Source organism: Agrobacterium sp. 22-209-1 (assembly GCF_053522485.1).
Genome location: NZ_JBNWCH010000006.1, coordinates 170,867 through 193,724, shown reverse-complemented (window position 1 = coordinate 193,724; position 22,858 = coordinate 170,867). Strand labels below are relative to the sequence as shown.

Annotated in this window: 18 protein-coding genes; 7 read left to right on the top strand and 11 right to left on the bottom strand. The window is 58.8% G+C overall.

The window, feature by feature from the left end:
• The first annotated feature begins 7 nt into the window (after window positions 1-7).
• The 3 genes from ACQZ48_RS15505 to ACQZ48_RS15495 are packed head-to-tail and all read left to right on the top strand — an operon-like array spanning window position 8 to window position 1,652.
• On the top strand, window positions 8-538 hold the full coding sequence (locus ACQZ48_RS15505; protein WP_448728986.1) for an SMI1/KNR4 family protein: 531 nt from the start codon (window positions 8-10) through the stop codon (window positions 536-538).
• Window positions 539-1,327, top strand: coding sequence for a hypothetical protein (locus ACQZ48_RS15500; RefSeq protein WP_448728985.1), 789 nt, complete (start codon window positions 539-541; stop codon window positions 1,325-1,327). It abuts the gene before it with no gap.
• A gap of 22 nt (window positions 1,328-1,349) precedes the next feature.
• Window positions 1,350-1,652, top strand: a complete 303-nt coding sequence (locus ACQZ48_RS15495) for a PAAR domain-containing protein (RefSeq protein ID WP_115064637.1) — start codon at window positions 1,350-1,352, stop codon at window positions 1,650-1,652.
• 50 nt (window positions 1,653-1,702) lie between these two features.
• Here the strand turns inward: ACQZ48_RS15495 and ACQZ48_RS15490 are convergent, their stop codons facing one another.
• Window positions 1,703-3,676 carry a putative bifunctional diguanylate cyclase/phosphodiesterase gene (locus ACQZ48_RS15490; RefSeq protein ID WP_448728984.1) on the bottom strand — a complete coding sequence of 658 codons (1,974 nt, stop codon included), beginning with the start codon at window positions 3,674-3,676 and terminating at the stop codon, window positions 1,703-1,705.
• A gap of 341 nt (window positions 3,677-4,017) precedes the next feature.
• On the opposite strand from ACQZ48_RS15490, the gene ACQZ48_RS15485 reads away from it, so the two are divergent.
• Window positions 4,018-4,857 (top strand): inositol monophosphatase family protein, encoded by an 840-nt coding sequence (locus ACQZ48_RS15485; RefSeq protein ID WP_448728983.1) that lies wholly within the window; start codon window positions 4,018-4,020, stop codon window positions 4,855-4,857.
• A gap of 155 nt (window positions 4,858-5,012) precedes the next feature.
• Window positions 5,013-6,698, top strand: coding sequence for a metallophosphoesterase family protein (locus ACQZ48_RS15480; RefSeq protein WP_448728982.1), 1,686 nt, complete (start codon window positions 5,013-5,015; stop codon window positions 6,696-6,698).
• Between the two features lie 32 nt (window positions 6,699-6,730).
• Here ACQZ48_RS15480 and ACQZ48_RS15475 read toward each other — a convergent pair whose 3' ends face one another.
• The 8 genes from ACQZ48_RS15475 to ACQZ48_RS15440 all read right to left on the bottom strand — a co-directional run bounded on the left by ACQZ48_RS15475 (window position 6,731) and on the right by ACQZ48_RS15440 (window position 14,250).
• Entirely contained in the window at window positions 6,731-7,717 is a 987-nt protein-coding gene (locus ACQZ48_RS15475; protein ID WP_142913240.1) for a LacI family DNA-binding transcriptional regulator, read from the bottom strand.
• 92 nt (window positions 7,718-7,809) lie between these two features.
• Entirely contained in the window at window positions 7,810-8,025 is a 216-nt protein-coding gene (locus ACQZ48_RS15470; RefSeq protein WP_448728981.1) for a hypothetical protein, read from the bottom strand.
• Window positions 8,026-8,085: 60 nt separating this feature from the next.
• Window positions 8,086-9,171 (bottom strand): ABC transporter ATP-binding protein, encoded by a 1,086-nt coding sequence (locus ACQZ48_RS15465; RefSeq protein WP_173991482.1) that lies wholly within the window; start codon window positions 9,169-9,171, stop codon window positions 8,086-8,088.
• Entirely contained in the window at window positions 9,168-9,995 is an 828-nt protein-coding gene (locus ACQZ48_RS15460) for a carbohydrate ABC transporter permease (protein WP_077984122.1), read from the bottom strand. Before ACQZ48_RS15460 ends, ACQZ48_RS15465 begins: the two co-directional genes overlap by 4 nt.
• A complete protein-coding gene (locus tag ACQZ48_RS15455) occupies window positions 9,992-10,894 on the bottom strand; it encodes a carbohydrate ABC transporter permease (protein WP_077984121.1) in 903 nt (300 codons plus the stop codon). Before ACQZ48_RS15455 ends, ACQZ48_RS15460 begins: the two co-directional genes overlap by 4 nt.
• Before the next feature lie 111 nt (window positions 10,895-11,005).
• Window positions 11,006-12,238 carry an ABC transporter substrate-binding protein gene (locus ACQZ48_RS15450; RefSeq protein WP_077984120.1) on the bottom strand — a complete coding sequence of 411 codons (1,233 nt, stop codon included), beginning with the start codon at window positions 12,236-12,238 and terminating at the stop codon, window positions 11,006-11,008.
• Window positions 12,239-12,300: 62 nt separating this feature from the next.
• Window positions 12,301-13,203, bottom strand: a complete 903-nt coding sequence (locus ACQZ48_RS15445) for a sugar phosphate isomerase/epimerase family protein (protein WP_077984119.1) — start codon at window positions 13,201-13,203, stop codon at window positions 12,301-12,303.
• Between the two features lie 12 nt (window positions 13,204-13,215).
• Window positions 13,216-14,250 carry a Gfo/Idh/MocA family protein gene (locus ACQZ48_RS15440; RefSeq protein WP_448728980.1) on the bottom strand — a complete coding sequence of 345 codons (1,035 nt, stop codon included), beginning with the start codon at window positions 14,248-14,250 and terminating at the stop codon, window positions 13,216-13,218.
• A 140-nt stretch (window positions 14,251-14,390) separates the two neighbouring features.
• On the opposite strand from ACQZ48_RS15440, the gene ACQZ48_RS15435 reads away from it, so the two are divergent.
• Window positions 14,391-15,419 carry a LacI family DNA-binding transcriptional regulator gene (locus ACQZ48_RS15435; RefSeq protein WP_077984117.1) on the top strand — a complete coding sequence of 343 codons (1,029 nt, stop codon included), beginning with the start codon at window positions 14,391-14,393 and terminating at the stop codon, window positions 15,417-15,419.
• On the opposite strand, the gene ACQZ48_RS15430 is transcribed toward ACQZ48_RS15435, so the two are convergent.
• Together ACQZ48_RS15430 and ACQZ48_RS15425 are read right to left on the bottom strand one after the other, a co-directional pair.
• Window positions 15,356-15,532, bottom strand: a complete 177-nt coding sequence (locus tag ACQZ48_RS15430) for a hypothetical protein (RefSeq protein ID WP_448729031.1) — start codon at window positions 15,530-15,532, stop codon at window positions 15,356-15,358. The genes ACQZ48_RS15435 and ACQZ48_RS15430 overlap by 64 nt on opposite strands.
• 234 nt (window positions 15,533-15,766) lie before the next feature.
• Window positions 15,767-16,627, bottom strand: a complete 861-nt coding sequence (locus ACQZ48_RS15425; RefSeq protein ID WP_077984116.1) for a LysR substrate-binding domain-containing protein — start codon at window positions 16,625-16,627, stop codon at window positions 15,767-15,769.
• Window positions 16,628-16,890: 263 nt separating this feature from the next.
• Between ACQZ48_RS15425 and ACQZ48_RS15420 the strand changes: the two genes are divergently transcribed.
• A complete protein-coding gene (locus tag ACQZ48_RS15420) occupies window positions 16,891-22,812 on the top strand; it encodes an Ig-like domain-containing protein (RefSeq protein WP_448728979.1) in 5,922 nt (1,973 codons plus the stop codon).
• Window positions 22,813-22,858 lie beyond the last annotated feature (46 nt).

Sequence of the window (22,858 nt, the reverse complement as noted above, 5' to 3'; positions counted from 1 at the left end):
AAATATTATGAGCGTTACTTTGGATGAAGCAATCGCCAGAATGCAGGAAACGGGCGATTGGTCTTTTGAGGAAGACTCTCTCTGGTCTGCCCAAGACATTCTCGAATTTGAGGACTACACCTCATTGTCATTGCCGGAGCAGCTTGTTGCAGTTCTCATGCGCTATGGCTGGAATGGCTTCGAACAACCCGATATCTACGCAAATTTTATTGTGACGTATGAGGATGGCGCGCGTTCTGCGCACGAAGTCCAAGTCCTGGTTTCTGGCAAGAAGCGGTTTTATGATCGACACGACATGTTCATAAGCAACTCCACGTGGCCCGACCAGTTCACCTTACCAATGATATTCTTCGGCACCGCTGACGGTGGGAACTCGTATTTGTTGATGAATGGTCGGGATAAGACCGATAACCGAGTATGGCTGTGGGAACAAGCGTCGGATCCCTTCGGCACGGGAAATAACACGCGCGGCCTGGGTCTCGCAGCCCCGTCTCTTTATGAATTTTTCTACAATCTGAAAAAGGCCGACGAGATTTAAATGCTTGGTCTGCACGAAAAATGGCGAGCAACCTTCATCGAATCCTGGCCGGACGAAGTGTGCGAGTTGGGATTGCCCTTCGAGCAGTTGCTTATTTCGGAGCAGGATCGCGCGGCGATAGGAAGTAGAACTGCGGCTTTCCGGGAACTGTTCGACATAGATGAACTCACCCAGCTATCGGATGAATTTCGCATAGGCATAGATGCCAAAACCGCGGTTTTCAAAGAGGGCGCCCATTTTCGCTTCGGTGGATGCAGTTTCAAGCAGCCCGGACAATACCAAAAGGGGCCGATCTTCAACAGCGCCCAACTCATGTCTCATATATTGCGGGATAATCCCCGTGTGGCGGGACTTCTTGCCAGTTCACTTCAAGATAAATTTGACGTCTGCATGTTCATACGGCCCTGGAAAGACATTCCGAAATGGTCGGAGTTCAGGCTCTTCATGAAAAACCGGGAATTCATTGGCGCTTCGCAGTATTTTCATAAGGCTTTTTTTCCTGAGATAGAAGCCAATGCCAAATCCATCGCTGGAGCTCTGGTCAATTTTGCGGACCGTTTCAGGGGGGTCGCTCATATTGATGATGCTATCGTCGATATTTACTTAAAACCCGGCGATATCGCCGGATTTGAAGCTGTGCTTCTGGATATTAACCCGCTCATCGTGCGGTCCGACCCGTGCCTTTTTCAATGGAGGAACGGGGGGGATTTTGACAGGGGGCTACGCTTCCGGGGCGGGAATAATCGAGTGCTCGCCATAGCACCGTTACCTTTTGCACATGCGGCTTGATTTAGTTGAGAAGGAGGAGCCAATGACCGCCAGCCCAGTCTCCCTTAAAGGCCACATGCATGTCTGCCCCAAGGTCGATCCCGGCCCAAGACCGCATGTTGGTGGTCCCGTCATCTCCACCCAACAGAGTTTTGTTACGGTTGAAGGAACGCCGGTCGCAACTGTCGGTGATACGTGTTTGTGCACGGGAGTTCCGACGACCGATACAATTACTGCCGGCTCGTCCTTTGCCGCTATTGATGGAAAGAAGATAGTGCGGCTGGGTGATGCATGCGCGCATGGTGGAAGATTGGTGCAGGGAACCTCCTGGATTACGTTCGAGTAATCTCAAATAAGGGTGCCGTGACGACAATCTGCCTCATGCAATGGTTTGATTTAGCGGAGCCTGTTTCTGCGTTTGCCAGCGGAAGTTCCGCTTCTAGTCGCCTGGCCCGAAAGAAACGCACCGACATCCTCTTTCCGAAGCGGCGGCGCATAGATGTAGCCCTGCACCAGCGTGGCGCCGAGGCCTTCGAGTGCGGTTAGCTCGGCTGGTGTTTCCACCCCTTCCACCACGCATTCCAGTTCCATGTCGCGGCTGAGGGTGAGAAGGGATTTCACGATTTTGTAGCTGGCCGGTTTTTCGTGCAGGTCCGTGACGAAGCTGCGGTCGATCTTGATCTTGGTCAGCGGCAATGCATGCAGTCGCGTCAGGCTGGAATAGCCGGTGCCGAAATCGTCCAGCGATATGCCGCAGCCGAGGCGGCGCAGCATTTCGACCGATTGCCTCACCTGTTCGAAATCATGGGCAAAAGCCGTCTCGGTAATTTCAAGGTCCAGCCGGCATGCATCGAAGTTGCTGTTTTCGATAATGCCGAGAAGGGAAAGTACGCCCTCATGGGAATTGAGGTCCTGGGCCGAAAGGTTGAACGACAGGCGCAGGGAGGGTTCCCATGTGGCGGCGGAGGCTAGCGCCATCTTGAGAAGCGGTCGTGTCAGCGAACCGACGATGCCGGCCCGTTCCGCGATGGGGAAAAACTGGCAAGGCGGCACATGCCCGAGAACCGGGCTGTGCCAGCGCGCCAGCGCTTCAAACCCTGCCGTTCTTCCGTCGCGTATATCGACGATCGGCTGAAACACGACCGAAAGCTCGTTTTCCATATCCCTCTGTCTGAGCAGGTGCTCGACGCGGGCTTCGATATTGATCTGCTTTTCGTGCTCCGCATCGAACAGAACGGCATCGCCTCGCCGGGTTTTCTTGGCGTGGTAAAGGGCATAATCCGCCCTGTCGAATAGCTGTTCAAGCGTTGAGGCGAGGTGCGGAAACACGGCAATTCCCATGGATGCGGAAACATGCACGGTGCCCTCCGGCATATGGTAAGGCGCCCTCAACTGCTCGGAGATTGCATTGGCATTCGCGACGAGTTGCGCGTCATCGGGTATGATCGGGGCGACGATGGCGAATTCGTCCCCGCCGAGCCGAAAGGCCCTGCTGGCTTTCAGATTGGCGGTGAGGCGTTTGCTGACATTGACCAGCAGCCTGTCTCCTACGGAGTGTCCGTAAAGATCGTTGACCGGCTTGAACCCGTCCAGATCGATGACACCCAGCGCCAGCCGGGTTCCGTTGGCTCTGGCTTTTTCGAGTTCGGCTTCAAGGTGGGCGAAAAAGGCGCGGCGGTTGGGCAGTTCCGTCAGGCTGTCGATATTGGCAAGAAGCAGGTTTTCGTTGCTGAGCGCTTCCGTGCGCTGTTGTGAAATGACCATGCGCTCGAAATTGCGGTAGTTGGTCAGCAGAATGGACATCATGCCGGTGCAGACCAGCAGCACATTGATGGCAATGGCAACAAAGGTCGGTTGCTGCGAGGCCAGAAAGAAGGCGATGAAGGCGCCATTGACGATGAGCGTCACCGTGAAGGCGGCCGAGCGCACATACATCAGACAGAAAATGCAGGAAATGACAGTAATCGCCATATAGAAGGCGACGTGGGATTGCATATAGGCATCCCCATAGGGCACCAGAAGGAAAGACCAGAGCGTAAATGCCATGGCGATGCCGGCAGCGAGGCGGTTCGTGCGCCGAAGGGCTGCATGCGCCACCCGCGGTTCGGGATCCATGCCGCGCGTCCTCCACCAGAAGGCGATCCTGAGCGTGCAGCCGAGCGTGAACAGGGTGGGAACTCCAACGGTGAGCCAAAGCGGCGCCAATTGCATATGCGTTACTGCAAGCGCCCATGTGCTTGAAAGCAGGATGAAATACATCATCGGCATCTGTCGGCTGAAAGCGCGATACTGTGCTTTCAGCAGATCAGGATTGTCGGACCGGACGGACATGAAATCATGCAGTTTTTGCGTGGTGGTCAGTATTTTCATTCATGGCTCTTCAAGTACAGAACGACATTTGTAACATAATTCCTGTTACGTCATTGGAAATACACAGGGTTAACCGACAGACAATTGCATCAACCGCAAGATGCAGGCGCTTCGCTTCGCAACATTCCACTGTTTTCAATATTTTATGTTTCCGGGTGGGGGATTTTTGATTGGAAATAAGTCCTTTGCTTCAAACTGCCTGTTTCTGCCAAGCTGTTCACTTGGCATGGGCGGCCCGCCCACTCCCAATGTTCATCAGCACCTTTTCAACGCCCCTTGAAAAGTTTGAACGCGCGTGCAATATGAACGCGTGTTCAAACTTTGAGAAATGGCTCTTGCGCATGGATTCGATCCACTATCCCGATACATTGGCAGCGCGTGCCGAATTGTGCCGCAGCGTCATTCTTTCCGCCGGGGAGCTGGTGCTGAAAGGTTTTCAGGGCGAGGCGACGCGCAGCTTTTCGATGAAGGGGCCGCAGGATTTTCTGACAGTGACGGATGCTGCCTCCGAAGCGCATATTCGCGGCGCGATCGCGGCCGCTTTCCCGGAAGACAGTTTTTTCGGGGAAGAGGGCGGCGGCGAGATCGGTGACTGCGTCTGGGTCGTGGATCCCATCGACGGCACCGCCAATTTTGCCCGTGGCATTCCGCATTTCTGCATCTCCATCGCCTATGTCGAAAACGGGCAGACCGAAATCGGGGCGATCTATAATCCTGCCCTTGGCGAGCTTTATTTCGCCCGCCGCGGCGAGGGAGCGATGCGCAACGGTCAGACGATCCGGACTGCGGAAACGGAGCGCTTCGATGCCGCTTCCATCGAGATGGGGTGGTCCACCCGTATCGCGAATGCGACCTATCTCGATGTCGTCAGGAACCTGCTCGACATGGGCGCCAATGTCCGCCGCGCCGGCTCCGGTGCGCTGGCGCTTGCCTATGTGGCTGATGGCCGTTCCGATGGATATCTCGAATTGCACATGAATTCATGGGATTGTCTTGCGGGGCTGCTACTCGTCAGCGAAGCTGGCGGTGATGTGTGCCCTTTTCTGGAGATCGGCAGTCTCAGGGATGGCGGGCCGGTGCTGGCCGCAGCAGCCGGTGTTGCCAAAGGCGTCAGCCAGGCATCGAATATAGCGCTGGCCGCCCGGCAGCTGTCGGATCGTCCGCGGGCGGTATCGGCGTGATTTAAGGCAGAAGCCCTTTTGCAGAGGGGGCCTCGTGCTTCATGCATGTGGAGGAATGAAATGGATGGACCCGTTTATGCCCGGCCCCTGCCGTGCTTCCGACTGGATCGACAGGGTCGAGGGCAGATGGTCGAGGGCAGAAAGACCGCTCAACCATGCTGACACGCACGCTCCCCTCCGTTGCCGTCATCGCCGACGCGCATTTCCATGACACGGCAGCCGATTTCGGATTTCCCGGCATCGAAATCGATGGTCAGCGCATCACCATGCGCAGCTGGTCGGATACCCGTGAATCCACCCGGGTTTTCAACGAGAGCGCCGATGCATTGCATGCGGCGCTGGAGGAGGTGCGGCAGCGCGGCATTCGCTATGTGGTGCTGCTTGGCGACTATACCGACGATGGCCAGCGGGTGACGACTGAAACGCTGAAGAACATCCTGCAACGCCACAGCGACGCCCACGGCACAGCCTTCTACACATTGCCCGGAAACCACGATATTTTCGGCCCGCGCGGCCGGCATCATACCAAGGAGTTTCTGACGGAGAACGGCAAATGCCTTTCCGTTTCAAGCGATGCGCGGCGGGCCGGTGAGCGCGTCGTCGTAAGCGACGGGATGTATTGCGAAGGCTATCCTGCAGGCCTTGGCCCGATGGCGGCTTTCGGTTATTTCCGCCAGCCGGATTATCTGCATTGGGAAACCCCTTTCGGTGTTTCCGATGCGCCGGAGGACCGGTTGTACGCGGTGCGCTCACCCGATGGGCGCAATGTCTACCGCCTGATGGATGCCTCCTATCTGGTCGAACCGGAACCGGGCCTGTGGCTGCTGATGATCGACGCCAATATTTTCGAGCCGCTCGATGGTGCGTTCGAAGCGGGCGAGGAGGCGGCTTTCATCGACAGCACCTCCGGTGGATGGAATGCGCTTTTGCGCTGCAAGCCCTTCCTCATCGACTGGATCGCCGATGTGCGCCGCAGGGCGGAGCTGCATGGCAAGACATTGCTCGGCTTTTCCCATTATCCGGCGCTCGATCCCTTCGATGGCGCAAGCGGTGCAGAAGGCGCCCTGTTCGGTGAAACCAATGTCGTGCGCCGCACGCCGCGCAAGGCGGTGGAGGATGCGCTGTTACAGGCCGGGCTTGCCGTCCATTTCAGCGGGCACCTGCACGTGGAAGGCGTGACCCGGCGCGGGGAAGGCGAAAACTCGCTCACCAATATCGCCGTGCCGTCGCTCGTCGCCTTTCCGCCTGCCTTCAAGGTCGTCCACCCGTCGCGGCAGGAAATCCTTGTCGAGACGGTGGAGATGGCTGCCCTGCCGGTCAATGGTCGTATTTCCGATGGTTATGCACAGGAGACAGCACTGGCGGGCGAGGCGAACGACCCGGCTTTTGCCGCCGGCAATTACGGTGAATTTCTGCTGGGCCACAAGCGGGCGCTGATCAGGCACCGTTATTTCCCCAGGGAATGGCCGGCCGAGGTCGTCACGGCAATCGCCGATAAAAGCGTTCGGGAGGTTCTCGATCTGCTTGGAGGGAAAGGCCTTTCCTCGTCTGATGCTACTGTCCTGTCCTTGGACCTGCCGATGTTCGAGCTGATTGCCGACTGGTATTGCCTGCGCCAGGGCGCAGGCCTGGCGCTGCCGCACATCGCGCCGCAACGGCTTTCCCTTTACCGAACGCTGGCGGAGCGCTTCGGCCGGGAGCCGGATCGTCACGATGGTTCGGTCGAAAGCTTTCTCGAAATCTTCTTCGGAGCCCTCGGCCTGTTTCTCGAGCGTGCCGAAGGCAGTCCGCGCGATCTGGAGCTTGGGCTTGTACCGCAGCGTGAACGCGTTGCGGTTTGATGTGAAGATTTTTGCCCGGAAAGACATTTGGTCTAGCGCGCGGTGATGCGCTCGACCATGGACACGGGTACGATCTGAAGCCGGGTTTCCGGCTCATCGCTATCGAGCGCGGTCAAAACCTTCTCTGTCAATGCGTCGAAAGACTGGGCAACGGTCGTCAGCTGGTAGCTTTTCCAGCCGGCCTGCGGAATATCGTCGAAACCGACAATCGAGATATCTTCCGGCACCCGGCGGCCCATTTCCAGCCGGGCGGCGTCCATGAAACCAAGTGCCAGCAGATCAGTGACACAGAAGGCGCCATCAATGGTCCTGTCCGCGAGCAATTCTCGACCGGCCTGATAGCCACTGTCATAGCTGGTGGGACCGCCGCACCATGGAACCACCTGGATACCCTCCATGGTCATGCGCTCGGTGAAAGCGTTGACGCGGCGCAACTGTGCGGGCGTCCGGCTGCCGCTGGAGACAACCGCAACCTTTCTGCACCTGGCTGCCACAAGCCGCATGGCGGCCAGGTTGGCGCCGTGGGAATCGTCGCTCAGCACCATATTCGTATCGGTGCGGTCCAGATGCTGGTTGATGAGGATGAGACGCACGCCGTTGGCGATGCATTCGTCGATAATAGAGGCCGGAGGTTCACCGGAAAGAACGATGATAGCCTGCGCGCGGAATTCGAAGAGACGCTCGATGAGTGGTGCAATGTCCTTGCGCGCATCTGCGGCATTCAGAAGCAGGCATTGCAGGCCGCGACGCAGAAGGCCGATGCTGAGGAGATCGAGTTGCTTTGAAATGAAGGGAGAACCGAGGTTGGCGCCGACGACCCCGATGAGGTTGGAACGGTCATTGTTGAGGCCCTGCGCCAGCCGGTTGACGCGGTAGCCGAGTTCCTGTGCCGCTTTCAGTACCTTGCGCCGGACGGCCTTGGATACGCTGCCGCCGGGAGTGAAGGTGCGTGAAACGGCGGAGCGTGAGACACCCGCCTTTTTTGCTACTTCTTCGGCCGTTACGAACCCTTTCGCCATTCAATCCCCCGTTGCGAATCCACCTGTCTGATAGCACAGGTCAGATTGCAGCGACTATTCCAATCGAAATATTTCAGGTGCTGTGGTCGCGGTCAGTTTTGCGGTTCCAGCGCGCCTGCCGCGGCCTCGGCACGCGCGGCGGCCTCTTTTGCTTCCCGCTCGGCGCGGGAGGCCGCTTCCGGGTTGCTCGAACCGTCATAGCCTCCCATGGCGCGTTCCCCGATGGCGATGCGGACATCCTTGAGTTGGACGATGACAAGACCGGCGAGGATGGCCGCGCCGATAAGGAACGCTGTTTTCCCGTTCATGGTCATTCGACTCCACGCTTCGTGTTTGCCGGCGGAGGAAACAGCCGGCAAAACCGCCGCTCAGCGGGTCAGGAGGCCGACGCCTGTTTCCGCATCGAACAAATGCATATCGGACGGGTCGATGTCGAGGCCGATCGTTTCACCGGCCTTGACTGCGCTGCGTCCCTGCACCGCGATGACCAGTTCGGTGGCGGTTCCTGTCGTGAGGAAGGTCGCCGAACCGGTTGTTTCCACCGCGGAAACCGGCAGCGCCAATGTCGCTCCGGCTGCTGCGACCGGCCGGATATGTTCCGGCCTGATGCCGACAATCACATCTTTGCCGGGCGGCAGGGAGGCCGGGTTCCCAATCGATTGCTGCGGCTCGCCTTCGCCGAAGCTGAGCTGAAGGGACGCGCCATCCGGGCTGACGGTCGCCGGAATGAAATTCATGGCCGGCGAGCCGATGAAGCCCGCAACGAAACGATTGACCGGGCGGTCGTATAGTTCCAGCGGCGTGCCCTGCTGCTCAATCACGCCATCGCGCATGACGACGACATGGTCGGCCATGGTCATCGCTTCGATCTGGTCATGGGTGACATAGACTGAGGTTGCATGCAGGCGATCGTGTAGCGCGCGGATTTCCTTGCGCATGTGGACGCGCAGCGCCGCATCGAGATTGGAAAGCGGCTCATCGAACAGAAACGCCTGCGGGTTGCGGATGATCGCCCGGCTCATGGCCACGCGCTGGCGCTGGCCGCCGGAGAGTTCGCGCGGATAGCGCTTCATCAGCTTTGAAAGTCCTGTCGTGGCGGCAACTTCTTCCGCCGCCTTGCGGGCCTCGGCCTTGGCGACGCCGCGCATCCGCAGCGAATAGGTGAGGTTCTCCTCCACGGTCATATGCGGGTAGAGCGCATAGGACTGGAACACCATGGCCACGTCGCGCTTGCGCGGCGGCACACCGTTCATGAGTGTGCCTGCAATGCGCATGTCGCCGGCCGATATGGTTTCCAGCCCGGCGAGCGAGCGCAGAAGTGTGGATTTGCCGCAGCCCGACGGGCCGACAAGCGCGACGAAAGTGCCCTTCTCGATGGAAAGGTTGATGTTCTTCAGCGCATGAAAGGCGCCGTAATATTTGTTGACGCCGGAAAGTTCGATCTGAAGAGTCATTTGAGCGCTCCTGAGGTCAGGCCGGATACGATGCGGCGCTGCAAGAGAATGAAAAGGGCAAGAATGGGCGTCACATACATGGTCGCATAGGCCATAATGTTGTTCCATTCGCTGGTGTTGGGGCCCATGAAGGAATTGAGGCCGACGCTCGCCGGCTGCAAATCGGCCGCCTGTATCATCGATTTCGAATAGACGAACTCGCCGAAGGCCTGCATGAAGATGAGGATGGCGCTGACGAGAATGCCGTTTCTGGCAAGCGGCAGCACGATGTTGAAAAAGGCGCCCACGCGGGAATTGCCATCCACAAGTGCCGCCTCTTCCAGCTCCTGCGGCACTGCCATGAAGGTGGCGCGCACAAGCACCACGAAGAAGGGCATGCTTTTCGCCGCAATGGCGAGGATGACCGACAAGCGCGGATAATCGAGAAGCCCAAATTGCGAGAAACCGACGAAGATCGGCGTGATCATCAAAGATGCCGGCAGAACCTGCAGCATAAGGATGAGGAACAGGCCGATATCCACCCAGACATTGCGATACCGTGCCAGCACATAGGCACAGCCGACGCCGAGAATGGTGATCAGCAGCACCGCGCTGGAGGCGATCAGCACCGAATTCCACAGGTAGCGCCCCATATTGCGGCTGTTCCAGACATAGGCATAGGTCTGCCATTGCGGATCGCTGGGCCAGAAGGAGGGCGGATTGGCGAACATTTCCGAACCGCTTTTGAGCGAGGTCAGATACATCCAGTACAGCGGAAAGAGGTAGATGATGGCGAGTACGATGGCGATGGCCAGCATCAGGCGGTTGCGGGTCGTGATGCTCATCCGCGCACCTCATGCCGAGTGGAACGCACATAGACGATGGAAGCCAGCATGACGAACACGATCATGATGACGGAGATCGTGGCGCCCTTGCCGAAATCATATTGCCGGAAGGACAGGTCCCAGGCCCAATATTGCGCCACGTTGGAGCTGTTATTCGGCCCGCCATCGGTAATGGCGGCGAAAAGATCGAATTGCTGCAGCGTGAAAATCAGCCCGAGCGAGACGATGGCGCCGATGGTGGAGCGCATCATCGGCAGGGTGATGGTGTAGAAGCGCTGCCAGGCGTTCGCCCCGTCCAGTTCCGCGGCCTCGTACAGGTCGCCGGGAATGGAGGCGAGGCCGACGGAAAGCAGGATCATGTTGAAGGAAGTGCCGAGCCAGATATTGGCGATGACGACGGCCCAGAGCGAAAAATTCGCATCGGAGCGCCAGAAGATATTGCCCGATATCAGGCCGCTTTCCCGCAGGAAGAAATTCAACACGCCGAAATCGCCCGAGAGGATCCAGTTCCAGATCGCGCCCACCACGAGGCCGGGCATGACCCAGGACACGAGAAAAAGGCCGCGCATCCAGGTTGCGCCGGGAAAATTGACCCAGAAGAACAGCGCCAGACCGAAGCCGATGGCGAATTGCCCGGCAATCGAGGCCACGACAAAGGTGACCGTGTTGAAAAGGATCGGCAATGTTTCCGGTTGCCGGAACAGGTCGATATAATTCTTGAAGCCGACGAAGGGGCGCACGAAGGTGCCCAGGCTGAACATGTCGACTTCCTGAAAGCTCATGACGATGTTGTAGATGAGCGGCAGCCCCGCCATGACGAACAGGAAGCCCAAAGGAAAGGCGACAAGGACGATATCGAAACCGCGACCGTCACTGAGGCTGGAAAACAGTTTTTTCATGAAACATCCTCGCAAGCTCCAGTCGGGGCCGCCGCCGCTTGTCGCGGCAGGCAGCCCCACCGGGAGGAACCCCTTGGGTGGAGGCCGGAGAAAGCCGGCCGCCCGCCCGGATCAGCCTTCGACCAGCTTTATCTTTTCAGCGGCCTGGTCGAGCGCGGCTTTCGGCGTCATCTGACCCGAAAGCGCGCCCTGAATGGCATCCTGAATAGCCTTGGAAATCTTCGGCCATTCGGGCGAGGGGCCGCGCGGCTGCGCATATTTCAGCTGTTCCACGAAGGTCTTCAGCGCCTCATCTTTCAACGCATTGCCGGTCGGCGGAACGGGAATATCCGAGCGCGCCGGCAACTGGCCGAAGTTCTTGAACATGTCCTTGTCCTTTGAGGCGAAGAACTCGATTGCCTTGAAGGCTTCTTCCGGATGTTTCGTCTTGGAGAAGATCGCCCAGTTATAGTCGCCCATGGCCGAAGACCGCGGAGCGTCGGGCGTGGGCACCGGCAGCAAAGCGACACCCCAGTCGAACTTGGCGTCCTTCAGCATGCGGTCGATTTCCCAAGGGCCGGAAATGACCATGGCGGCGTTGCCGGCGTTGAAGGTGGCGGTGGAGTCCCACTGGCTGCGCGTCAGCGTATCGGGCGATGCCAGCTTTTCATCCAGCATCAGCTTCCACGTTTCGAGCGCTTTGACGGCGCCCTCGGTATTGATGTTCTTGTAGGTCGCGCCCGCCATCTGCGCCCAGGGCAGGAACTGGAAGGTGCCTTCCTCATTCGCCTTGGCGCTGAAGCTGATACCATAGATGTTCTTCGAGGGGTCGGTCAGCTTGCGGGCAGCATCCACCAGCTCATCCCAGGTCTGCGGCGGTTTTGCCGCGTCCAGCCCAGCGGCCTTGAACAGGTCCTTGTTGTAATAAAGCGCGATCGTGTTCGTGGCCTTCGGCACGCCGAAATATTTGCCGTCCCACATCACCGATTTCAGCGGTCCCGGAAAATAATTCTCCGTCTTGATGACATCCGACTTCGCAATCATGTCCGTCACGTCGAGAAAGGCCCCGCGTGCGGCGAACATGGCGTGGTTGGGGTTGTCGATGGCGATGATGTCGGGCGCGTTGCCGGTGGAATAGGCGCGCATGGATTCGCTCACCACATCATCGAACTGCAATTGCCGGTATTCGATCTTGATGCCGTTATTGAGCGCGTTGAACTCCTTGATGAGGTTCGGTGCCGGCTGGATATCGCGATCCAGCGACCACAGCGTCAACGTCACATCTTCTGCCTGCGCCGCAATAGCGCCGGCGGACACGCCCGCCAGCAGAAATGCGCCGGCCATCATGCATTTCGCGATACCCATAATCTCCTCCTCTTGGTTATCGTCTCTGCAATTTTCAAAAACCTTCTCCCAAAAGGCTTCCGTTATGCGGGGTCGACGACGAAATCGCCGCCGCGGCATTTTTTCAGATAATTCAGGCCATGCACCTGTCCCGTCATTTCCAGCGCATCGCGGTAGACAGGGTCATGCCAGCCTTCGATGTCGATGGAGCCGGACCAGCCGGCGAGGCGTAGTTCGGAAATAATGTCCGTCCAGTTGCTGTCGCCGAAACCCGGCGTGCGCATGAAGACGAATTTTTCCTTGCCGAAAATGCCGTGCTCGCGAATGACATCCCAGCGGATGGTCGCGTCCTTGCCGTGAACGTGGAAAATCTTGTCCGCCCATTTGCGGATCTGCGGCAGCGGATCGATGAGATAGACCATCTGGTGGCAGGGTTCCCATTCGATGCCGATATTGTCATCCGGCGTTTCGTTGAACATCATCTCCCAGGCATCGGGATTGTGCGCGATGTTCCAGTCGCCGGTCTGCCAGTTGCCGTCCATGGCGCAGTTTTCAAAGGCGATCTTCACGCCCTTGTCGGCGGCGCGCTTGGCAAGCTCGCTCCAGATTTCTTTGTACCGCGGCAGGCTTTCCGGCAGCGGCCTGCCACGAAGCCTGCCGGTGAAACCTGCAACGCAGGTCGCGCCGAAATGATGGGCATTGTCGATGCAGTCTTTCCAGCCTTGCAGTGTCTCAAGGTCAATGTCCGTCTCCTCCAGCGGATTGCCGAACATGCCGAGCGTACTGACGGTGATGTCGCGGTCGCCAATCGCGTCAAGGCAGCGCTTGCCGAGTTCGGCAAGGTCCTGACCGTTGGTGGTCTGCCAGAAGAACGGCTCGAAGCTTTCGAAGCCGAGATCGGCGATCTGGCCGATGCGTTCGGCCGCCTGTCCCTTGGTGGCGCTGACCATGGTGCCGATGCGGATAGATGTTGCCGGATTGCTCACGTCTTTCAGTCCTTATGCTGCAATGGAAACACGCTGGCCGAGGCGGGCGCTTTCAATCGCGCCGATCACCATGGCAAGGCTGTTGATGTTGTCGAAGGAGGCAGTTTCCGGCATCTCACCCGTGCGGATGGAATGAAGGAACGAGAGAATGACGCTGGCATGGCCACGCGTATCCTTCTCGGAAACGGCATCGGAAACGTTTACGGTTTTAAATCCACGCAAAAGTCCCTGCTCGTCACCGGCCACGGAGGCGGAGAAATTGTCTTCGCCGTCCCAGAGGATCATTCCCTTCGAGCCGATCAGCCGCCAGCGCGCTTCCCAGCTGGTCCGCTCGCCTTCGGCGCACCAGGAACCACGATAGGTAAAGACGACATCATTCGAAAACTCGAAAATGGCATTGGCGCTCGCCCCATGGGCATACCAGGAGCCGGACGGGTTCTTCTCCACGCAAAAGACGGAGAGGGGCTTTTCATTGGCGACGAAACGGGCGGCGTCGAAGGTGTGGATCGCCATGTCGAGAAGCAGGACGTTCTTCATTTCTTCACGGAAGCCGCCGAAATGGGGCCCAAGGAAAAAATCGCAATGGATGGCCGTCAGGTCACCGATGATACCGTCTTCAAGCGCGCGGCGCAGCCGCCGGATACCCGCAATAAACCGCCGGTTTTGCACCACGGCATGAATTTTGCCGGCTTTTTTTGCCAGTTCCACCAGCGTGGCGGCTTCCTCCATCGAGGCGGCAAGCGGCTTTTCGCTCAGCACATGGCACCCCGCCTCGAGACCGGCTTCAACCACGGCAAAGCGTGCCTGCGGGATGACGATATCAAAAAGGATGTCGGCTTTCGTTTCAGCCAGAACGTGGCGAAGATCGGTGCCGATTACCGCATCCGTGAGGGCGAATTCTTCGGCAAGCGCGCGGGCTGTGTTCTCGTTCAGGTCGACCAGACCGGCGATCCTGATCGCGCCGGCGATTTCCGGCGTGGATTGAATGGCGCGTAACCAGCCCTTGGCCATTGCTCCGCATCCGCATAAAACGGCATTAAATGTCATCTCATCTCCCCGGGGCTCTTTTGCAAACTCCTCTTTGCGCAGAGCGTCGTAAACGTTTACGAGACTATGCCGATGATGTTAGATGTGTCAAGACCGTTAAGGGGCGCGTCGATTGCGCGCCGGGCCTGGGAGGGGAATGCATGAAAGGAATTCGTCAGCTTGCCGATTATCTGGAGATATCGATAGGCACTGTTTCCCGTGCCCTGAACGGCAAGCCGGATGTGAACGAAGAAACGCGGCGGCGTGTTCTCGAAGCGGCGGAAAAGCTGGGTTATGTCGCCAACCAGTCCGGCCGCAGCCTCAGGCAGGGAACCACCAATGTCATCGGCCTCATGACCGGCAGCGACGCGCAGACCGTGGAGAACTCCGACAACTTCTTCCTGGGCGTGACGGACGGTCTGCAAAGCGTGTTTTCCGGGCATAATCTCGATCTCATCGTTCTGCCCTGCCCGGGGGAAGAGGATCCGGATGAATATTTAAAGCGCATGGTGGCGCGCCGCATGGTGGATGCGATGATCATTTCCGCGACGCGGCGGATAGACAAACGTGTGGATTTCCTGAAGCAGACCCGCCTGCCTTTCGTGGCGCTCGGCCGGACCGCTTCCAGCGACACCCACGCCTGGATCGACCTCGATTTCGAGGGCGTCGCGAAAAACGCGGTCGACCGCCTTGCCGCTGCCGGGCATCGTTCGATTGCGGTGGCGGTGCCCGACAGCGACATCAATCTCGGTTATGTTTTTCTGGAAGGATACAGGCGCGCGCTGGAAGACAATGGCATGGCTTACGATTCCTCACTGGTCATCCGCGCGAAATCCAGCGAGCAGGGCGGTTATCACGCCGCCAGCGAATGGCTGCAGATGCGGCCCCGGCCAACGGCGATCGTGCTGATCTACGAACTGATGGCGGTCGGTCTTTATCGCCGGCTTGCGGAAGTGGGCCTGAAACCGGGGCGCGATCTCGCCGTCATCGGCTTCCGCGATGGCCCGCGCGGCCAATTTCTGGAACCACGGCTGACCAGTTTCCGCATGTCCCTGCATGATCTCGGCGTGACTGTGGCCCAGACGCTGTTATCGACCATGCCGGCCTACGCGCCGTTTTATCCCGATCAGGCCCGCCATTGCGTTTGGCCCATGCTTCTGGTGGCCGGTGAGAGCGATCCCGCCCCATAAGACAGCAGGGTGGCGCGACGGGCTGAGAACTCCGCGTCATAATGGCGGGCGCACTTCGTAAAGCGCGACGGCATATGGGAAAAACTCGTGCGCAATTCGTTGCTCGGCGCGATTTCCTTCAGCCGGATGGAAAGCTGTGCGGCTTGCTTGCGAATGCCGCGCCTACCACAATGCGCGCGCCTTCATCGTCGCTGGCGGGTTCAGAAATCCGTTTGATCCTTACATCGGACACCGACGACCTCATTCTCTGTTAAGTATTTGATATGTATACATTTTTTTGACTTCGCGCCGGAAATCATCATGTCTTTGCGTTGGCCGAAGGCCGGTGACAGCCTGCAATGCTGCAATCAGACCCGGCCCGCTTCTTCGATGAACCGGCGCACCAGCGGCAGATGCCGTCTTTCGGCAAGGCAGATCGCATATTCGTCGATGAGTTCGTTGGCGTCGCGCAGCGGCACGAAGGAAAGGCGCGCATCGTGGCCGAACTCCAGATCGGCCACCACGCCGCATCCGACGCCGTTGGCGATAGCTTCGCGCACGCCCTCGCGGGAGGAAATCTCGATTGCCGGCTGGATAGAAATGCCGTGATCGGCGAGGTTCTTTTCGAAGATTTCGCGGGTGCGCGATCCCCGCTCGCGCATGACGAAGGATAAGCCCTCCAGTTCGGTCATGAAGACGCCCTCACGTTCCGCCAGCGGGTGGGCGGCGGGCACGCACAGGCCAAGCCGCATGCTGAGAAATTTGACGCCGTAAAGACGCGGATCGTCCGGAGTGCGGGCGGTGATGGCGACGTCAGCGCGGTAGTCGATGATCTGTTCCACCACGCGTGCCGAATTATCGACAGAAAGGGAGAAGGTGAGTTGCGGCCGCTCGGCCTTCAGCCGCGAAAGGATCGGCAGCGGCAAGACGGGACCGTCCGCCGCGACCCGCAAATGCCCGCCGGCAAAACCCGTATCGCCGCGCAGGAAGGCCTTGGCCTCGTTCTCGGCCTGAAACAGGCGTGCGGTAATTTCGAACAGGCGCTCACCCTGCGGGCTGAGGCTCACCCCGCGCGGTTTTCGTTCCAGAAGGTTGACGCCGCTGACAGCTTCCAGCTCCCGCACATGGGCCGAAAGGGTCGATTGGCTGATCGCCATGTCGCGCGCGGCCTGAGAAAAGCCGCCCGATTGCGCGACGATGTGGAAGGCCTTCAGCTGCGTGGTCGACATGGGATCCTGTTCTGCCGCCGGCCGACACGAAAGGCGCCGGTGCGATTGGATTATCGGCGAAAAAGCTGACAATTCCATGACGTTAGCGGGACAACTTCATTAACCCTGCGACAAAACCGATGGGCGATATCGGAAATCGCTATGGCGTGTTTACGATTTGTTAGGAATTCGTCATCGGGGCGTTAGTTCCGGTCTCTAGTCGTGCCGTCATGGCCCATCGGCCACTCCATTTCTTGTAAAAATTTTTTGTAAAGGCCAAAGAGATGACGACCACCCAAAACGCGATCGCCAATCCCATCGAAACCTCTTCCGACTGGCTGCTGACCATTCCGCGCCTTTCGCAAAATCAGGGCATTCTCGTTGCGCCGAACGGTACCGGCATGGCGACCTCCTACAGCCTCGTCTACGACGTTTATTTCCCGAAAAACGGCTCCACCGGCTGGATGCCCTTTTTGCAGACCGACCTGACCAACCTCAGCGACGGCGATATTTTCGGCAAGGCGAGCGGCGACAGCTATGGCGTCGGCATCAGCGGCAATTATCGCGGTGCGGCGAAGCTGGACGCCTGGAACCGCATCGGCCTGACGATCGAAACGGACGCCAATGGCGCGGTTTCGATGAATAAATACATCAACGGCGAATTCGTCGCCAACCAGAAGATCAATGGCGGCGCGAGCCGCTTCGCCATCGACATGGCCAAGGGCTTCCTCATCTTTTCCGATGAGAACGGTGAAACCTCACCCGGCTATCTCAGCAATTTCCTGTTCCTCAAACAGGCTCTGACAAGTGAGGAAATGTCCTATCTTGGCGAGGCCAAGGCCTCCGGCATCTTGCCGGTCGAGATGAAGTCCGCGGCCGAAAAGGTCGGCGTCCTCGAAGTCGGCTTTGCCCAGGGTTCGGCCGCGCCGGTCATGGGTTCCGGCAAAGTCACCGGCAACGGTACGGCACTCGAATTCCTGACTCCGGCCCAGGCCGGCATTCTCGCCATTGGTGAAAAACCCGTCGTCGATCCGGTCGCCGTCGTCAAGACGTCCGCCATCAAGGACATGATGGTGACGCCCGAAGCGGACAATGTGACGATTGATCTGTCGAAGCACTTCTCCGGTGAAAAGCTTACCTTCACCGTGCAGAACAGCGAAAACAAGGTCGTCAATGCGGTGCTCGTCGATAACAAGCTGACGCTCGACTTCGCCGAGCTCGGGCACTCCGATGTCCGTGTCACTGCAACGGACGCCGCCGGCAAAAGCATCGCCGATGACTTCCGCGTGCGCGTGGCCGGTCCGAATGCCTATACGATCGCCGTTTTCCCCGACACACAGGACTACACCTCGAACGACGGGATCAAGCATCTGTTCGGCGAAATGACGCAGTGGCTGGTCGACAATCGTCAGAGCCATAACATCGTCTTCATGAGCCATGTGGGCGATATCACCCAGAACAACCAGCCTTCCGAATGGGATATTGCCGAAGCTGCGCTCCGCAAGCTCGATGGCAAACTTCCCTACGCATTGCTTCCCGGCAATCACGACCAGGCGGCATACGGCAACGCCGCAAATCATTCCTCCGACCAGCTGGACGCTCGTTTTTCGGCGGAAAAGCAGGCGGCGACCAATGCCGGCGTCTTCGGAGGTGCTTACGACCAGGAAAAGACGGCTGCGCGCAACACCTATAGTACTTTTACGGCACCCGATGGCACGAAATGGTTGTCAATCTCGCTGGAATTCGGCCCGCGCGACGACGTGATCCGCTGGGCGGGTGACGTCATCGAGAAGTTCCCCGATCATCGTGTCATGCTCGCCACTCATTCGCTGATAAGCTACGCAACACGTCAGGACAATCTGGCCCTGCCGCTTTATGACGAGGGTGCGGGCTACGATTACGGCATGCGCACAGACCAGCGCGGCGCAAATGACGGCGAATATGTTGCCCGTGCCCTTCTTGCACGTTATCCCAACATCGTTATGACCTTCTCCGGCCATATTTTCGGCGACGGTGCGGAAACGGACATCACCTATAACCAGTACGGCGAACCGGTCTTCCAGTTTCTGGTCAACTACCAGAACGGCGTGTCGCGTGAAATCACCGGAAACGGCGTCGAGTCGCGTGGCAATAATGGCGGCAACGGTGCAATCCGCTTGATCACCATCGATCCGGACAACAATCGCATCACCACTGAAACCTACTTCACGGCCTTTGACGACTACCTCGACGGCTACCGGACCAAGCCGGAACTCGATCGCGATGGTCTCACCGGTTATTATCGCGGCCATCAGGAAGTGTTCGAGAACATCTATGTCGGGCAGGGGAAGGCCCGCGCTATGGCCGATGCCGGTGACGATATCGTCGCCAGCGCCGAAAGCGGCGCGTCATTCGCCAATGTCGCTCTTTCAGCCGCAAAATCGCTGCGTTCGCAGGACATCCGGAGTTTCGTCTGGACAGACAGCAACGGTGATGTCGTCGCTGAAGGCAAGGAAGCGATCGCCGATCTTTCGCTTGGCAAACATAAGCTGACCCTGACCACGACGGACGTAGACGGTGTCAAGACCAGCGATAAACTCGATGTACTGGTTCGTGGCGACCGCACGCTGCTGGTTGAAAATTTCAACGACGGCAAGGCGGATGGTTGGGCGACCGACTTTGGCGCGACCGACGGCAACACCGGAAATTTCCTGCTGAAGGGCACGGTGTTTTCGCGCTCTACAACGGGCGACGGCCTTGCTGCGCCTGAAGCTGCCCTTTTCGACCAGAGCGATGCAAACAATAACAAGCTGGTTTATGTCGGCGCTCAATCCTCCGGCTGGAGCGATTACGTCTTCGAGGCGACGCTGACGCAACTCGATAACGACGCGATCGGTGTCTATTTCTATTATAGCGATGCGCAGAATTATTACCGCTTTACGATGGATGGCGAGACTAACCGTCGTCAACTGGTCAAGGTTTCGAATGGTGTCGAGACGCTTCTTGCCTCGGTGAATGAAGGTTCGCCTTACAATATGGATATTCCGTTGACCGTTGCCATCGTTGGTGGCGCGATCAATATTTTCGTGGGAGACAAGAACGTTTTCGGCGGACCGGTGGTGGATGCGACGTCGCCGCTTTCAGGCGGTACGATCGGTCTATATTCAAGCGGCCAACGCGCATCGGTTTTCGATGATATTGTCGTAACGAAGGTTGGCACCACCGCGAAAGCGGGTATCGATCAGCGGGTCTATGACTTTGACGGTGATGGCAAGGCGTCCGTCAGGCTCGATGCCTCAAGTTCGTTTGCGGCAGGGCAATTGAACGATTTCGTCTGGACAGACCTTGAGGGCAACGTCGTTGCGACGGGCAAGAAAGTTGATGTCGATCTGAATGTCGGCATCAACAGGCTGCTTCTGAAGGTTACCGATGCTAAAGGCTCGGTTTCGACGGACCGGATTGACGTGACAGTGGTCGACAAGACGAAGATCCTCGTTGCCGAGGACTTCTCGACAGCCGAAGCGATGGCGCGGTTCAAGATCGTCGATGAAGGCGAATTCGGTGGCATCGGTGCGGACGGCAAGTCGTCGGAGTGGCTGATTTCCGATGGCAAGCTTCTCCAGACGACGGGACTTATGAGCCGCGAACTGACGTGGAGCGGTGCAACCAATTCCGACAAGTACAAGCGCGGATGGAGCCCGATGGGCGACGGCGTCAACGTGCTGCGTCTCGGAACCTATGCCCTGTTCAACGATCCGGCGGCGCTGGCGTGGACGGATTATGCCATCGAGGCGAATTTCCAGACGCCGGACAAGGATGGTCTCGGCTTCCTGTTCCGTTACAAGGACAGCAAGAACTACTACAAGCTCGAACTCGACGCTGACGGTATTCTCGATCGCAACCCCGGCAACGGTGCTGGCAGTATTTTTAATCTCGTGCGCATGAAAAACGGGATCGAAGAAATTCTGGCGCAGGTGCCGGGCAAATATGAACAGGGGCAGGAGATGAAGCTGCGCGTCGAGGTTATCGGCGACAAGATCACAGCCTTCCTCAATGACGAAGCGCTGTTTGCCTATCCGATCGGTGACCGCGAACTCACTGCCGGTACATTCGGCCTCTATTCCTGGGGTAATGCCGGCCTGACCTTCGACAATTTGACCGTGGTCGATCTCAAATCCGGTCTCGACGCGCACCGGATCGTCGGAACCAGCGGTGCGGACTTGCTCGTGGGTACTGCAGCCGCGGACACCATCCTTGGCCTCGACGGTAATGATGAGCTGCAGGGTTTTGGCGGCGATGACCGGCTGGATGGCGGCGCGGGTGACGATGCGCTTTCGGGCGGTGAGGGCAATGACGCCCTTTCCGGCGGCGCCGGCAATGACGAGCTGTGGGGCGATGATGGCGACGACATGATCGTCGGCGGTCTCGGCGACGATTTCATCGAAGGCGGCCGGGGCAATGACCTGTTGATCGGCGGGGGCGGATCGGACCGCTATCGGTATGGACGCGGCGACGGTTCGGATGTCATTGTGGAGACGGCCTCGGCAACCGGTTCGGTTGACCGCCTGTCTCTCCATGACATCGCCCGCAGCGAAGCGGTTCTGCGCAAATACGGCCAGTCCGTCGTCATCGAACTTGCCGACGGTGAGACGCTGACGCTGAGCAACCAGCTCGCTGACGGCGGCATCGAGAGGTTGTCCTTTGCCGATGGCGTTGTGCTGAACCGGAGCGGCATCGTCAGCGGTCTCGTCAATCGTGGCCCGGTCGCGGCGGATGACGGGCTTGCGGCGGTAAACGAAGACGCGCCGTCCTTCGTCATCTCCTTCGCCACGCTGCTTGGCAATGATCGCGACGCCGATCTCGACGACCTGAAGGTCACTGGCGTCTCGGCCCCGGTCGGCGGCACGGCGGTGCTGGAGGAAACCGGCATTCGCTTCACGCTCTCGGCCGATTTTAATGGCGAGGCGGCTTTCCGCTACACCATTGCCGATGGTCGCGGCGGCGTAAGCGCAGCGACAGCTTCCTTCACCGTCAAGCCGGTCAACGATGCGCCGGTGGCCTCGTCGGTCAATGTCGAAACGGACGAAGACACGGCCGTCAGCGGCAGGATCGTTGCGACCGATGCCGACGGTGACACGCTCTCCTTCGCGCTGAAGGCCGATGCCACTAACGGCGTCGCCCGGATCGACGCGGAAACCGGCGCCTGGACCTATACGCCGAATGCAAACGTCAACGGAACCGGCAGTTTTACCGTCGTCGTCTCCGACGGTAAGGGAGCCGCGACCGAGAGTACTGTTACCGTCGCCATCAAGGCGGTCAACGACGCTCCGGTCGCGGTTGCCGACTTGATTGCCATCGGGGAAAAGGACAAGGGCGTCTTTGATCTCGTTGCCAACGATACGGATATCGAGGGTGACCGTCTGGCGCTGGTCGGTTTTGCGGTGACGGCGGTTGCCGGTCTCTCCCTGACGAACGAGCAGGCTGCTGCCGCCTTCGCGGTGGTCGATGGCAAGCTGGTGGTCGATCCCTCCTCCGCCTTTGCAAGGCTGGAAGACGATCAGCAGGCGACTGTCACACTCACCTATACCGTGCGCGACGCCAATGGCGGTGAATCGACGGGCACGACCACCGTCACTGTCGATGGTTATACAGAATACAACATCGTAGAAGGCAGCGATGGCGCCGATGTGCTGATCGGGACAAGCCACAAGGACATGATCGAAGGCGGCGCTGGTGATGACCGGCTGTCGGCTGGCTCCGGCAACGACATGGCGGATGCCGGCTCCGGCAACGACCGTGTGATTGCCGGCGAGGGCAACGACGTGGTCGACGGTGGCCCCGGCAATGACGTGTTGATGGGCGGTGCCGGCAATGACGTGCTTTATGGCGGCGACGGTAACGACGAGATCAGCGGCGGTTCCGGTGACGACACGCTGAGCGGCGGGGCAGGCAACGATGTCCTGACCGGCGGCAGCGGTGCGGATACCTTCGTCTTCGCGGCCGGCAGCGGTCAGGACGTGGTGACGGATTTCCAGGCCGGCGTTGACGGCAAGGATGTCGTCCAGCTCTCGAAGGATGTCTTTGCCGATTACCAGACGCTGATCGCCTCCGGCGCCTTTACCGACGGTGTGAACGGCGCCGAGATCGCCTTCAAGGACGGCTCGACCATCACCTTCGACGGCGTCAAGACCGAGCAGTTCGTCATCGACGACTTCCGCTTCGCCTGACCCGCAAAGGGCGCATTCTCCGGGATGCGCCCTTTTCTCGTTCGCG